General features: G+C 71.8%; 15 protein-coding genes. 4 read left to right on the forward strand and 11 right to left on the reverse strand.

All coding sequences use genetic code 11. The features are described 5' to 3' along the window. Positions 1 to 1,095, reverse strand: a complete 1,095-nt coding sequence (locus AB0958_RS24800; protein ID WP_366892655.1) for an NlpC/P60 family protein — start codon at positions 1,093 to 1,095, stop codon at positions 1 to 3. Between the two features lie 407 nt (positions 1,096 to 1,502). After that, on the reverse strand, positions 1,503 to 2,180 hold the full coding sequence (locus AB0958_RS24805; RefSeq protein WP_366892656.1) for an NAD(P)-binding domain-containing protein: 678 nt from the start codon (positions 2,178 to 2,180) through the stop codon (positions 1,503 to 1,505). Between the two features lie 74 nt (positions 2,181 to 2,254). Between AB0958_RS24805 and AB0958_RS24810 the strand changes: the two genes are divergently transcribed. Next, positions 2,255 to 2,683 (forward strand): helix-turn-helix domain-containing protein, encoded by a 429-nt coding sequence (locus tag AB0958_RS24810; protein WP_366892657.1) that lies wholly within the window; start codon positions 2,255 to 2,257, stop codon positions 2,681 to 2,683. A gap of 150 nt (positions 2,684 to 2,833) precedes the next feature. Here AB0958_RS24810 and AB0958_RS24815 read toward each other — a convergent pair whose 3' ends face one another. From AB0958_RS24815 to AB0958_RS24830, 4 genes are all read right to left on the reverse strand, one after another. Next, positions 2,834 to 2,989, reverse strand: a complete 156-nt coding sequence (locus AB0958_RS24815) for a DUF6131 family protein (protein ID WP_360528736.1) — start codon at positions 2,987 to 2,989, stop codon at positions 2,834 to 2,836. 98 nt (positions 2,990 to 3,087) lie between these two features. Continuing rightward, entirely contained in the window at positions 3,088 to 3,645 is a 558-nt protein-coding gene (locus AB0958_RS24820; RefSeq protein ID WP_366892659.1) for a hypothetical protein, read from the reverse strand. Between the two features lie 265 nt (positions 3,646 to 3,910). Continuing rightward, positions 3,911 to 4,306: a DUF2267 domain-containing protein gene (locus AB0958_RS24825; RefSeq protein ID WP_358981998.1), complete on the reverse strand. Its 396-nt coding sequence runs from the start codon at positions 4,304 to 4,306 to the stop codon at positions 3,911 to 3,913. A 130-nt stretch (positions 4,307 to 4,436) separates the two neighbouring features. Then, on the reverse strand, positions 4,437 to 4,874 hold the full coding sequence (locus AB0958_RS24830; RefSeq protein WP_366892660.1) for an Hsp20/alpha crystallin family protein: 438 nt from the start codon (positions 4,872 to 4,874) through the stop codon (positions 4,437 to 4,439). 126 nt (positions 4,875 to 5,000) lie between these two features. On the opposite strand from AB0958_RS24830, the gene AB0958_RS24835 reads away from it, so the two are divergent. After that, complete coding sequence (locus tag AB0958_RS24835) at positions 5,001 to 5,699, forward strand: type III effector protein (RefSeq protein WP_366892661.1); 699 nt, start codon at positions 5,001 to 5,003, stop codon at positions 5,697 to 5,699. On the opposite strand, the gene AB0958_RS24840 is transcribed toward AB0958_RS24835, so the two are convergent. The 5 genes from AB0958_RS24840 to AB0958_RS24860 form a co-directional block, all read right to left on the reverse strand. After that, positions 5,687 to 7,321, reverse strand: a complete 1,635-nt coding sequence (locus tag AB0958_RS24840; protein ID WP_366892662.1) for an alpha/beta fold hydrolase — start codon at positions 7,319 to 7,321, stop codon at positions 5,687 to 5,689. The genes AB0958_RS24835 and AB0958_RS24840 overlap by 13 nt on opposite strands. 26 nt (positions 7,322 to 7,347) lie before the next feature. Then, the gene (locus AB0958_RS24845; protein WP_366892663.1) at positions 7,348 to 8,370 is read right to left on the reverse strand and encodes an aminoglycoside phosphotransferase family protein; all 1,023 of its coding nucleotides are present in this window, start codon (positions 8,368 to 8,370) and stop codon (positions 7,348 to 7,350) included. Positions 8,371 to 8,406: 36 nt separating this feature from the next. Continuing rightward, positions 8,407 to 9,303 (reverse strand): hypothetical protein, encoded by an 897-nt coding sequence (locus AB0958_RS24850; RefSeq protein ID WP_366892665.1) that lies wholly within the window; start codon positions 9,301 to 9,303, stop codon positions 8,407 to 8,409. Between the two features lie 126 nt (positions 9,304 to 9,429). Beyond that, positions 9,430 to 9,996: a dihydrofolate reductase family protein gene (locus tag AB0958_RS24855; RefSeq protein WP_366892666.1), complete on the reverse strand. Its 567-nt coding sequence runs from the start codon at positions 9,994 to 9,996 to the stop codon at positions 9,430 to 9,432. Positions 9,997 to 10,215: 219 nt separating this feature from the next. Next, entirely contained in the window at positions 10,216 to 11,211 is a 996-nt protein-coding gene (locus AB0958_RS24860; protein WP_366892667.1) for a DUF5937 family protein, read from the reverse strand. A 72-nt stretch (positions 11,212 to 11,283) separates the two neighbouring features. On the opposite strand from AB0958_RS24860, the gene AB0958_RS24865 reads away from it, so the two are divergent. After that, positions 11,284 to 12,120, forward strand: a complete 837-nt coding sequence (locus AB0958_RS24865) for an alpha/beta hydrolase (protein WP_366892668.1) — start codon at positions 11,284 to 11,286, stop codon at positions 12,118 to 12,120. Positions 12,121 to 12,195: 75 nt separating this feature from the next. Continuing rightward, positions 12,196 to 12,789, forward strand: a complete 594-nt coding sequence (locus AB0958_RS24870; protein ID WP_366892669.1) for a DUF4291 domain-containing protein — start codon at positions 12,196 to 12,198, stop codon at positions 12,787 to 12,789. Positions 12,790 to 12,802 lie beyond the last annotated feature (13 nt).

Genomic DNA, 12,802 nt, shown 5'->3' on the forward strand with positions numbered 1-12,802 from the left:
TCAGACTCCGGGTCGGACCACACCGACGATGGGCATGGAGGCGGCCGGGGCGGTCGTGACCGTGCGTCCGGGCCGGGGGGCGTGGACGATCATCCCGTCCCCGATGTACATGCCCACGTGGGTGGCGTCGTAATAGATGATCAGGTCTCCCGGTCGCGCGGACGCCAGGCCGACCCGGGTCAGCCCCTGCCACTGCGCCTGCGAGGTACGGGGTATGGGGTGCCCGGCCGCCGCCCAGGCCGTGGAGGTGAGTCCCGAGCAGTCGTACGACGACGGTCCCACGGCACCCCACACGTACGGTTTTCCTATCTGCGCCATCGCGAAGGCGACGGCCTTGGCGGCTGCCCCGCTCGGCTTCGTCCCCCCGCCGCCCGACCCGGTTCCGGTCCCGGTGCCGCCGTCGGAACCGGAGCCGTGCCATCTGGACCTGGCCTCCCGTGCCTGTTCCTGCTCCAACTGGTCCAGTTGGCGGGTCTGTTCCTTCTTGAGCCCCGCCTCGATCCGCTCGGCCTCGGCGATCTTCTCCTCGATCTTCCGCTTCGACTCGGCCTTGTCCGCCCGGCTGTTCCTCAGCTCCCGCAACTTGTCCGCCGCGGCGTCGGTCCCCCGGCGAAGCTCGGCACGGGCCGTCTGCTGCGCCTCGGAGACGTTGACCAGGTTCCGCATCGCCTGGCGCGCCTGGGCCGCCTCGTTCAGGGCGTCGTCGGGGTGGTCCCCGAGCAGCAACTGGATCCCGGTGGAGTCGAGACTGCCACCGCGGTACTGCGTGCGGGCCGCCGCACCCGCCAGGTCGTGCAGGTCGGACAGCCGGTCCTCGGCACGGGCCAGACTCCGGTGCAGCGACGCCAGCCGGCGCTCCTGCCCTGTCGCCTTCTCGTTCGCCGTGTTGTACGCCTCGGTGGCCACCTCGGCCGCGCGGTAGAGGCCGTTCAGTTCGTCGTGGATCTGCTCTATCGACCTGCCGTCTCGCGGACCGGGTGCGCCCGGGGTCGCGTAACTCGGGCCGGGTAACAGGGCGATCATCCAGACGAGGGCCGTCAGGGTGGCTCGGCTCCACAGCCGTCCGCCGCCGGTCGACACGTTGATCAGCTCCATCTTCACAGGTCGCGTGCAGACGGCTCGGACGGACGACCTGCCCGCCACCGTGACCAACACGAGCCGCGCGGAGGGTCGTTCGAGCCTCCCTCACATTACCTCCCCCTCACCGGCTGCCCCTCGTACCCCACCCGTGTTCACCGACCCGACAACGTCTCGTCCACCGCAATCGGCCACAAAGGCGCGGGCGGGCACCCGTGCGGCGCCCCTGCCCGACCTGATCGACCGCGTCGACCAACGGAACGTCATGCAGGCCCGTCACGAGTGTGAGCGGGACGACGACACACCCGGTCGACGTGGTCGACGATGACCCGCATGGACGTCACCGCGCTGCTCGAATCGAGGATCACCATGCATGAGGACCGAACGGTGGCCGGCACCGCGGTCGTGCTGGATGTCCACCTTCCTCAAAGCGTCCGCGACGCCTTCCGATTCACTGGACTCGGTCCGGCCGCGTACGCCAGTGGAGGTGCGATTGCCTGCGCGTCCGCTCCCTCGCCGACCCACAGGGCGATGAACAGCGCAGCGGTCGCTTCGAGGAGTCCCGCACGTTCGAGACCGCCGCCGGCCACGGGTTCGCAGCCCATGTCCCGCACCAACTCGCGTGCCCGCACGAGGGCCGTCTCGTCGTCCCCGCAGACCGGAACGGCCAAGGGCCGCCCGTCGAAGACGGGCGGCCGCATGCGCCACACGTCCTCGTGGCAGAGGTTGAAGGCCTTGACCACGTGGGCTCCGGGGGCTGCCGCGGCAAGGTGCTGTGCTGCCGAAGGGCCTCCTGCCGTCAGCAACCGGAAGCCCGGCCCCACCGGGTTCGAGCAATCCAGCAGTACCTTGCCCTCCAGCGCCGCGCGCAGGTCCCGCGCCACGGCTGCTCCCGCCCCGAAGGGCAACGCGGCCAACACCATCTGACCCGACTCGGCCGCCCCGCGCAGACCGGCGGGCTTCGCGCCGCCTCCGATGCGCTTCGCGAGCCGCTCCGCCTGGTGTACGTCCCGTCCCCCGATGGTCACGTCGTGCCCGGCCCGCGCCCAGTGGGTGGCGAGCGCGTCGGCCATGTTGCCCGTGCCCAGTACGCCGATCCTCATCACGTCGTCCCTCTCCCTGCCGGCTTCGACCGTTCACACCGACGCTAGAAGGCCCTTCGGGCACCATTTGGTACGTGACGAACGACGCCTTCCTCGCCGACTGCCGCGCCCGCCTCGCCTTCGACCTCCTCTCCAACACCTGGAACGCCGTGGTCCTCTGGGCACTGCGCGACGGCCCCAGGCGCCCGGTCGAACTCCGTGAGCGGATCGGAGGCATCAGTGCCAAGGTCCTCACCGAGACTCTGCGCCGGCTGCAGTTCAACGGGCTGGTCGACCGGCACGCAGCCCCCGGCGCACCCTCACGGGTGGACTACCGGCTCACCGCTCTGGGACGGACCTTGCTGGCTCCCATCGACGCATTCGGCGCATGGGCCTTCGAGCACGGCGACGAGGTCATGGCCGCCCAGGAAGCAGCGTGCCCCCCTGCCCCGCGGCCCGCTACCGGCAGTGCCACCAGATCGCCAGTCTCCCCCAGGGCCCCCAGGAAACGGCTCGTTTCCTGATCGACCGGAACCGCTGGTCTTGCTGAAGCGGATGCCCGGCCGCGTCGTACAGCATGCTGACGGTGCGGCCGGGCATGGCATGGCCTGTGGCGGGGGGTGAGAGTGGTTTGTCGATTCCTCCCCGTCGGCCCCTGCGGGACGGGCGACGGGCTACCAGTAGTGGCGTCGGCCGCCGACGGCGTGTCCCACGGAGCCGAGGAGGAACAGGATGAGCCCGATGACGAGCAGGATGATCCCGATCGTCCAGAGGAATCCGATGTGCAGGAGGAATCCGACGATGAGCAGGATGATGCCGAGAGCGATCACGGTGACCTCTTCTCTCCTCGGTCGGCGTACCGGCCGCTGATGGCGGCGCCCGGGTGGGCGTCGACGGTTTCGGGTTGTGCGTGCGCGCGCCGGCGTGTTCAGGCCGGGGCGTGACGGGTCTGGCCGCCGTCGGAGAGCAGCTCGTCGAACAGCGCGCGGTAGTGCACCATGGCGCTGCGCAACTGCTCGGTGGTGGCCCGGTGACCGATGCTGAGGGTGTCGATCTCGTGTGCGGCCCGGTAGTGCCCCAGGGTGCGTCCGTGCTCGACCGACAGGTCCTTCATCTGCTGGTCGAAGCCCTCGGTCGGGTACCCGCGTGCCTGCATCAACGACGTCACCAGCCGGTCCGCGTCGTGCACCGCGTCTTCCGGGCGGTCCACGAACTCCTGTTGCACACTGTCCCAGTCCCGGCTGAAGCGGTCCCGGGCACTGTCCGGGAGCGGCTTGATGTCCAGGTCCGCATGACGCTTCGAGCGCTCACTGAGCTCACGCTCGGCCGCGAATCTGCTGTCGGCCCCTTCGACCGTCCGCTCGTACTCCGGGCCGAACCGCTCACGGAGCCTTCGGCGCCGCAAGAGGAGAGCGACGGCCAACGCGATCAGGGCCACGACCACCACGACAGGAATGACGATCGCCAGAAGAGTTCCGGTAGACATCGGACAGCCTCCGCCCGACTGATATGAATCTTCCATAAGGCGTGTACCTGGATAATCCGAAATCATGCCTGGCGGTGCCTCCACTTCCACGGCGGCCGCCTCGGAGGCGGCGGACGCGGCCGTCGGAGCGGGCGCGGGCCCTCTGGTGCGGGCCGGACCGGTGCGCCGGGCCTGTCGGCGGCCCCTGACCGGGTGGACGCAGCGCGGCCGGGGCACCGGACCTCTCGCCGTCGGCGTCGAGGTCCGGTGCCCCGTGGTTGCGGTGTCAGGCCGCCTGGGTCAGCTCGGCCTTGCCGAACAGCAGAGCGAAGCCCGAGGGGAGCTGGGCGATGACACGGGTGATGAGATCGGGTCCCGCGAGCTGGTTGACGACGGCGAGGACGGTGCCGGCGTCCCAGCGCGCGGTGGCCTGGGTGCCACCGGTGTGGGTGGCCAGGTCCTTCACGAAGCCCCAGCCGGTGAGCCGTTGAGCGGCGGGGATCTGAGCGGTGAAGATCCGGGCCGCTTCGAAGGGCAGCCGGGCGGCCAGTTCGACGCGTTCGTCGCCGGTGAGCTGTCGGCCCAGCGCGGCCAGCACGTGGCGGACGGCCTCCTCGGCCCGTTCACGGGTGGGGTACGCGCCTTCGTAGCGCACCCTTTCCAGCATCTGCTGGTACGTCATGGCCGGAACGGGCCGGGTCGGTCGGGACTCGGGGAACATCGGGGGCCGGATTGCCTTTCCTGTGGGGATGCTGATCGTGTTCCGAGGGAGCCGCGCAGGACGCGGCTTCTGCGTGTGCGGGCGATGCTGGTCAGCCGCTGATCTCGGTGCGCCCGCTGTCGGCCGAGCCGATCGCGATCTTGCGGGGCTTCGCACGCTCGGCGATCGGGATCCGCAGGGTCAGGACACCCGCGTCGTAGTCGGCCTTGATGTGGTCGACGTCGAGCGTGTCGGCCAGCACGACCTGGCGGGAGAAGACGCCCAGCGGCCGCTCGGACAGCTCCAGCTGCACGGCGTCGGCCTTCGCGACCGGGCGGCGCTCCGCCTTCACGGTCAGCATGTTCCGTTCGACGTCGATGTCGATCGCGTCCGGCGAGACACCGGGCAGGTCCAGGGCGATCACGTATTCGTCGCCCTCCCGGTAGGCGTCCATGGGCATCATGGCGGGCCGCGACCAGGTGCCGGACGTGCCGAAGAGCTGCTGGGTGAGACGGTCCAGCTCACGGAACGGGTCGGTGCGCATCAACATCGTTGAACACCTCCAAAGTGCTTGGGCAGAACTGCCAATGCGCTCTGACTCCGTTGTAACATGTCATCGAAACGATGACAAGCAAGGTGTCGTCGAAAGGGTGACACGTCCGACGGAGGAGATCTCATGTCCGCTGCTGCCGCTCAGCCCCCTCGGCCCGACCAGGGCGGCCCGACCGAGGGCCACCGGCCGGGCCCCGCCTCCTTTCTCGCCGCGGCCGCCGCCCTGCGCTCCATCGACCAGGCCCTGCACGTCGCCCACACCGCACAGGAGGACGAGCCGCCCGGCACCGGCCCCGCTCCCGAGCAGGTCCTGGCCTCCCTCCTGCTGCTGCGCGAGGTACGCGAACAGCTCGCGGGCTGGGAGACGGACCTGATCGAATCCGCCCGGGAAGCCGGTGCCAGCTGGGCCGACCTCGCGGCCCCCCTCGGGGTCGCCAGCCGTCAGGCAGCGGAGCGCCGCTATCTGCGGCTGCGTCCCGGAGCCGCGGGCACCACCGGCGAGGAGCGCGTACGGGCCACCCGCGACCGCCGCGCCGGGGACCGCTCCGTCACCGCGTGGGCCCGCGACAACGCCGCCGACCTGCGGCGGCTCGCCGGCCAGATCACGACGCTCACCGACCTTCCCGCCGCGGCCCGTCCCTTCGTCCGCCGCATCGATGCCGCTCTCGCCGCCGACGACGCCGCCCGCCTCATCCCTCCCCTCACCGAGGCCGAACCCCACCTGCGTGCCGCCCGCCCGGACCTCGCCGCCCGCATCGACAGCATCACCGGCCACACCGAGCAGCTGCGCCAGGACAGCAACAGACGGCGTCAGAGTCCCTGACCTGCGTACCGACGCAGCAGTCCGGCCACGTACGCCTCCAGCCGGTCTCGCAGCACGTCGGAGGTCAGATCGTGCCGCCCCAGGTCACGCCACGGACCGGCCAGCTTCGCCGCGTCGGGGCAGTAGTGCAGGGCGTCGAGCAGCCGCCAGTACAGGTGGTCGGGATCGGCGGCGAGGCCGCGGCCGCCGTGGGCCTCGTAGCGCTCGCGGAAGGCCAGTCCGTACTCCGGCCCGTGCAGCAGCGCGAGCGCGGTCGAGCAGTGCGCCACGTCCAGGTCGGCGGGTCCCCACGAGGTCTCGACCCAGTCCACGACCCCGGTGATCCGCAGCTCGGGGCCGGCCCCCGCGAAGAGCACGTTCCCCGGGTGGAAGTCGCGGTGCAGAAAGCGGCCTTCGTACGGCGGCGGGTCCCGGCGGATCGCTTCCAACGCCCGCTCCCACAGGGCGCCGTCCGGGGTGCGGACGCGCTCCGGGGGCGTCCATGCCTGGTACGTACGCGGCCTCTCGGACGGTACGACGTCGTGGACGCGGACCAGTTGGGCCGCGAGCAGATCCAGGCGCCGGTCGAGGTCGTCCTCGTCCACGCGGACACGGCCCGGCAGAGCGGACATCAACAGGGTCGGGTGATCGCAGTGTTCGGCCGTGGCGTCCACGGCGACGAGACCGGGCGCCGGGACGCCTTCGTGTCCGGCGAGCAGGGTCAGGACGGATGCCTCGCGGGCCAGCAGCCCGGGTGCCGCCCGCCGGAAGAACGGCTTCACGAAGGCCCGTTGCACCAGCTCCGTACCGTCGTCGAGCGTGAGCCGGCCCATCTGGGAGCTCCAGCCACCGGACAGCAGGCGGGAGTCGGTGACCGAGCGGCCCTGACCGAGCTGCTTGGCCACCCACGCGCGCGTGGCCGTCCAGCCACGGTCGCCGAGGCCGGTGAGCATCGCCGCCACGAACTCCCGCCGGTCCTCGGCGTGCTCGCGGAACCACATCCCCACCTGGTGCGGTGCGCCCGGAAGGTCGAGCCGCGTGTACTGGGCGCGGGCGGCCAGCGCGTCCTGTACGGCCTCGGTCACCGCGGGCGGGATCACCGCGTCCGTGCCGGGAACGGCGAGCACCGCCCGCCCCTCGTACGCCCGCAGGATCTCGAGCGCGGGCGCTGTGCGCCAGCTGTCCGGCTGCCGGATGAGGCCGCTGAACCGGCCGTTGCCGTCCCCGAAGGGCACGTCCCACGCCTCGGCGGTGTACACGGCGGGCGCGCACAGGCCGAGTGCCGCCACCCGGTCCCCGTAGTGCCGGACGAGATCCGCCACCGTCTGCCCGCTCATGCTGAATCCCACCAGGACCAGCGGCCCATCCGCCCCCGCGTACGCGTCGATCACCGCCACGGCCTGCTCGAACCGCCGCCGGAGGCTCAACTCGCCGAGCCGGCCCGTGCTCTGCCCGTGACCGGAGAAGTCGAAGGCGACCCCCCGACAGCCGTGGGCCACGAACTCCCGTACCAGCGGCAGCAGTCGTTCCCTGCTGCTGGTGCCCGCGCCGTGCAGCACCACGGCGGTGGCTCCGGACGGTGCACCCCCGTACACACCGCTGAGCCGTTCGCCGTCGTGGTCGTGCGTGAAGTCGAGGAGCATGCCGACAGTATCCGACCCGGCGCGCGTCACACGCCCTTGAGGACACGATCGAGTGCCGCCCGGCCGGCGGGTCCCCAGTGCGGCTTGCCGCCGGGCAGGCCCCGGTCCCCGTTCCGCCCCATGAGCATCAGGAAGAGGCTCTTCATCGCGGCCAGCCCGCGGGCCCGCCGGATCGCCGCCTCGTCCGCCTGCGCGTACCGGGCGAAGAACCGCGCGGCCGCGCCCGCCGGTAGCAGCACCCACGCGGCGGCGAGGTCCCATGCCGGGTCGCCTGCGAACAGGTCGCCGAAGTCGACGATCCCCGAGAGCGTTCCGTCCGAGACGACGACGTTCGCGGGATGGAGGTCGCCGTGCACCCACATCCGCGGGCCCTCCCACGCCCCGGCCGCCACGGCGTCGTCCCAGACGGCGCGCACGTCGGCCGCGACGTCGTCGGGGGCGACGGCCTTGAGCATGTTCTCGAAGCGGTCGGTGCAGTCCCCGGGATGGCCGCCGCGGTCCGTGGCGATCGGCGCCTCGGCGGGCGCCTCCGCGTGGAGCGCCCGCAGGAAGCCCGCCAGTGTGTCGGCCGCGTGGTCGCCGCGGCTGATCGAGCCGTGGTCCAGCGGCTCGCCGGGAACCCACGTCATCACGGTCCAGTGCTTGGGGAAACGCTCGGACGGTTCGCCGAACCGCACCGGAGTCGGCACCGGGAGCGGAAGGCGCGGGGCGAGCACGGGCAGCCACCGCCGCTCCTTGATCTGTGCGTCCGGGGAGGAGTCCATGCGCTGCATACGCACGGCCAACTCGTCCCCGAGACGCCACATTTGGTTGCCCCAGCCGCCCACCACCTCACGGATGGCCAGCCCGGCCAGATCCGGATGTTGCTCCCGCAGCAGGTCGCGAACAAGGTCCGCGGTGATCTCGGTGCCGGTGCCGATGTTGGTGTTGGTGCCGGTGTCGATGTTGGTGCCGGTGCCGATGTTGGTGCCGGTGCCGATGTTGGTGCCGGTGCCGATGTTGGTGCCGGTGCCGATGTCGGTGTCGGTGTCGGTGTCGGTGTCGGTCATGCGAAGGCACAGTACTTCGATGGGGGGCGGTCGGAGCTACGGATCGTTCGTCTGCCGTTCGGTGAGCTTGCGTACCCGTGCGGTGGCGTCCTTGGCCCGGCGCCGGGCTTCGCGCACCGCCCGCTCCGCGTCCCCGGTGCGGTCGTGGGCCTCCCGGGCGGCGTCCCGGGCCCGTCGCTGATCACGTCGAGCGTCCTGAAGCCGCCGGGAGAGCTCACCGACGCGCTGCTCGGCCTGCTGCTCCCCCGCCTCCGCCCGTCGTCCCTCCTCTTCGACGGCGGCCAGCTCGCCCTCCCGCGCATGGAGCTCCCGCTCGGCGTCCGCGGCCTGCTGCCGGGCCCGGTCGAGACGCGCCTGCCGCTCCTGGCGACGGGCGCGCGCGGCGTCCAGGTCGGCCACCTCCTTGGCCGGCCGGGTGCGACGGCGGGGAGCCGACGTCTGTTCGGGCCCGGGCACGGGCGTGGGGAAGCCGGCGGGAAGGCGCAGCGGCTTCGTCAGCTGTCCCTCGGCCCACTGTGCGGCTGTCTCGGGGTCGGCGAGCACCGCGTGCAAGGTGTCCTGGACCTCCTGGCGGATCTCGTCGCTGATGCGCTGCCCGGCCTCGGCTGCCAGCCGGGCGGCCTGCCCGGACAGGGCGAAGGTCAGCTGGTGCTGCCGCGCCGACAGCTCCCGAAGCTGTTCGCCGTCCAGATCCCGGTGGGCCTGCCGCAGCGCCGCACCGAGCCGGAGCAGCCGTTCGGCCTCCTCGGGCTGCTCCCGCACCAGCAGATTGCTCGCCCACGCCGCCAGGGTCGGGCGGCGCAGCCGGCGGATCCGCTCGGCCAGCTGCCGGTCGCCGTCCGCCCGCGCGGCCCTCGCCCGTTCGTCCCGGACGGCTGTGAAGTCACCCGGGGCCAGGCGGTACAGCTCATCGACGACAGCGTCCAGATCCACCCGCGCCTCCCAGCACCGCCGCCCCCTCCCGCAAGGCGATTTTGTCACCGTTCGGACTCGCGGGTACGGACGCCGCGCCCCATGGTCATGTCACTGCTCAGGGAGGCAGGCGGGCTCTGATGCCGCTCAGCGTTGGCTGGCGGGCCTGCCGGGGAGTGCGGTGCGGCTGCCCTGGCAGGAGTAGACGATCTCCACGGAGCCGCCGGGGAGGGCCCGCTCGTGCCGGAGGGTCAGTGCGGTGTCGGGGCTGAGCAGGGGTGTCAGGTGCATCCCGCCGCCGAACAGCATCGGAAGGACGACCAGTTCGAGGGTGTCGAGTGCGCCGAGGGCGTGGAACGTCCCGATCGTCCGCGGGCCACCGATGAGGTGGACGTCGCCACCCCGGTTGGCCGAGCGGAGCTTCTCCAGGAGCCGTACCGGGTCGCTGTCGGTGGTGACGTGGTCGGGGGTGCCGTCAGGACGGTGTGAGCCGAGTACGAACACGTCGAGGTTCGGCCAGGGCCATCGGTTGTTGGTCAGCGCGGGTTCGAAGGTGGTACGGCCCATCAGCGCCGCCTCGCAACCGTCGAGGAACTCCCGGATACCGTGGCTTTCGCCGGAGACGAACGAGGGGTCGGCGGTCAGGGCGGGCCACCCGCTCGGCGTGGTCACGTAGCCATCGGCACTCATGCTCATACGGGCGCGGATCTGCATGTTTTCTCCCTGGGGCGGCCGGCGGCCGGCTTCGTGGTCGGCGACCCGAACCACCCGCTTCGGAGGTCGGGCCTCTGCCCAAGCGTCGAACGGGAACCCCACCGATCGACACGCTCCCGAGAAATCCTCTCCCTGAGATCCCCTCCCTGAGGTTCCTTCCTTGAGATCCCCTCTCCGACGAGATCAGGTGCCCACGGCCCCGGCACTCGGCCGCGTGTCTCACCCGGCAGCGCCGGAAGACGGCGCGGCCGAGTGGCCCGGGACGCCCAACAGGTGGTTCGCTCGCTCCGTGCGCAGGTGGAGCGCCGTACGGCCGGTGCGCTGCGTCCACACCAGGTCCGCCCCGCGCAGCGCGCCCAGGTGCTGGGAGACCGCGCTGGGGGTGATGCCCAGCCGGCCGGCGAGGGCCGCCGTCGGCATGGGTTCCGCCAGAGCGGCGAGCAGCGCCGCCCTGGTGTGGCCCAGGACCGGGGCAAGACCGGTGAGCGTCTGAGGTGGAGGCTCCCAGAGCGAGCCGACGCCCACTGCCGGATAGCGGATCGACGCGGCGGTGACGGGCGACTTGTCGACGCCCACGTTCGGCCAGTTGAAGACGCTGGGCAGCAGGACCAGACCATGCCCGCCGGCGTCCACGGTATGGACCGCCTGCGGGCCGCGCCGGCCGTGCACCACCAGCTGTCCCCCCTCCCACGCGACGTCCCCGTGCAGCTCGGCGAAGAGCGCCTGGACTCCGCCGTCGACCAGGGTGAGCGCCCGCCTGCCGAGGTCGGCTTCCAGGACCGCGCGCATCCGGCCCCACTGCGGAGCGATCAGCACCTCGTGGCAGCGGTGGAGCGCCTCGGCGAGCCGCGGCAGCACCCGTGCCGGTCCGGGTACCTCCTCGGCCGGTACGCCCGCGACGGCGCCGTACTCCCGCCGGAAGAACGCCTCCTCCGTGCCCCGCAGCAGGTCCAGCTCCGCCGCCATGGAAGGCAGCCGCTCCTGGGGCGCCGGGAACAGGAACGACGGCAGCGGCCCGGCGATCAGCGTCCGCAGCAACGGCACCTCGCGCTCACCTGCCAGGAGCGGCCGTGCCCTGCGCACCCACGGCCGATGCACCGCGTGCCCGCCCGTACCCAGCAGGACCCGCAGCGCCAGCACCGTCTCGCCCAGCGGCGAGACGGCGAACCGCACCTTCGCGACCGACGCCGCGGTGAACCTGATCTCGACCGCCATCCGAGCCGCCCCATCATGTAGCCGTGGCTGAACGATAGGCCGCCACCCGTCGTCACCCCCACGCTGTCCGGCATGGAAACCTTCACCTCGTACGACGGAACCCAGCTCGCCTACCGGGTGGTCGGGGACGGCCTGCCCCTGGTCTGCCTACCGGGCGGACCACAGGCGTCGGCCTATCTGGGCGAGCTCGGCGGCCTGTCCGCGCACCGGCAGTTGATCATGCTGGACCTTCGTGGCACCGGGCGGTCCGCGATGCCTGCGGACATCACCTCCTGTCGCTGCGACCGGCTCGTCGGAGACTTGGAGGCGTTCCGCGAGCATCTGGGCCTGGACCGGATGGACCTGCTCGCCCATTCCGCGGGCGCGAACCTGGCCGTGCAGTACGCCGGCCGCTCTCCGGAACGCGTGGGAAGGATCGCGCTGATCACACCGAGCGTCCGCGCCGTCGGGATCGCGATCACCGGAGAACTGCGGCGCGAGACCGTCCGGGTGCGCCGGGACGAGCCGTGGTTCCCGGCGGCGTTCGCGGCCCTGGAAGCGATCGGGGCGGGCCGGGCCTCCGCCGACTCGTGGCGGGCCGTCGCGCCGTTCTCCTACGGCCGGTGGGACGAGGCCGCCCAGGCCCACAAGGCGGCCGAGGACGAGCAGCTGAACCCGGACGTCGTGGCCGCCTTCAACGCCGAGGGCGCGTTCGACCCGGACGCCACCCGCCCGGCGCTCGCCCATGTCGGGTCACCGGTGCTGGTGCTCGCCGGACAGGTCGATCCGGGCGCCCCTCCGCCCGCGGCGGCCGAGCTCGCGCGGCTGTTCCCGAACGCCGAGTTCACCGTCCAACCCGGAGCCGGGCACTTCCCCTGGCTCGACGACGCGAACCGGTTCGTCGCGGCGACCGCGGCGTTCCTGCGGTGAGAGCCGCCGCCACCGGGTGGTGTCACCCCGGTAATTCGATGGCGCGCGCGAAACGTTGTACCCACTCTGGTCCCCGTGGCAGAACCCAAGTACCAGATCCGAGCCCGGCACACGGACTCCACCATCACCGTCTATCAGGCGTACGCACCGGAGATAGGCCTGCCGACCGCCCGGCACGGCCGTTTCCCGGCTACGTGGCGACGGGAGCGGATGACCTGGATCAAGCCGTCGTTCCTGTGGATGATGTACCGCTGCGGGTGGGGCACGAAAGAAGGACAGGAGACCGTCCTCGCCGTCGAGATCTCCCGTGAGGGCTTCGAGTGGGCGCTGCGGAACGCCTGCCTGTCCCACTACGAACACGGACTTCACGCCGACCGTGCCGAGTGGAAGCGCCGCTTGAAGCAGGCTCCGGCCCGGGTGCAATGGGACCCCGAACGCGACCTGCGCCTTCGGCCGCTCGCCCACAGGTCGCTCCAGCTCGGGCTGGCCGGCGAAGCCGCACGTCTCTACGCCGATGAGTGGATCGTCTCCATCACCGACATCACTTCGCTCGCCCGCACCGTCCATGCGCAGGTGCGGGGCGGCGACCTGGACGCCGCACAACAGCTCCTGCCGCGTGAACGTGTCTACCCGGTGGGAGAAGAGACCTTGGCTCACCTCCTCCGGTGAACCGGTCTGCCGG

Source organism: Streptomyces sp. NPDC006655, assembly GCF_040703965.1.
Taxonomy (GTDB): domain Bacteria; phylum Actinomycetota; class Actinomycetes; order Streptomycetales; family Streptomycetaceae; genus Streptomyces.

Coding starts and splice junctions, on each gene's coding strand:
- AB0958_RS24800 (WP_366892655.1), bottom strand. CDS start 1,095: ATGGAGCTGATCAACGTGTCGACCGGCGGCGGACGGCTGTGGAGCCGA.
- AB0958_RS24805 (WP_366892656.1), bottom strand. CDS start 2,180: ATGAGGATCGGCGTACTGGGCACGGGCAACATGGCCGACGCGCTCGCC.
- AB0958_RS24820 (WP_366892659.1), bottom strand. CDS start 3,645: ATGTCTACCGGAACTCTTCTGGCGATCGTCATTCCTGTCGTGGTGGTC.
- AB0958_RS24825 (WP_358981998.1), bottom strand. CDS start 4,306: ATGACGTACCAGCAGATGCTGGAAAGGGTGCGCTACGAAGGCGCGTAC.
- AB0958_RS24830 (WP_366892660.1), bottom strand. CDS start 4,874: ATGTTGATGCGCACCGACCCGTTCCGTGAGCTGGACCGTCTCACCCAG.
- AB0958_RS24835 (WP_366892661.1), top strand. CDS start 5,001: ATGTCCGCTGCTGCCGCTCAGCCCCCTCGGCCCGACCAGGGCGGCCCG.
- AB0958_RS24840 (WP_366892662.1), bottom strand. CDS start 7,321: ATGCTCCTCGACTTCACGCACGACCACGACGGCGAACGGCTCAGCGGT.
- AB0958_RS24845 (WP_366892663.1), bottom strand. CDS start 8,370: ATGACCGACACCGACACCGACACCGACACCGACATCGGCACCGGCACC.
- AB0958_RS24855 (WP_366892666.1), bottom strand. CDS start 9,996: ATGCAGATCCGCGCCCGTATGAGCATGAGTGCCGATGGCTACGTGACC.
- AB0958_RS24860 (WP_366892667.1), bottom strand. CDS start 11,211: ATGGCGGTCGAGATCAGGTTCACCGCGGCGTCGGTCGCGAAGGTGCGG.
- AB0958_RS24865 (WP_366892668.1), top strand. CDS start 11,284: ATGGAAACCTTCACCTCGTACGACGGAACCCAGCTCGCCTACCGGGTG.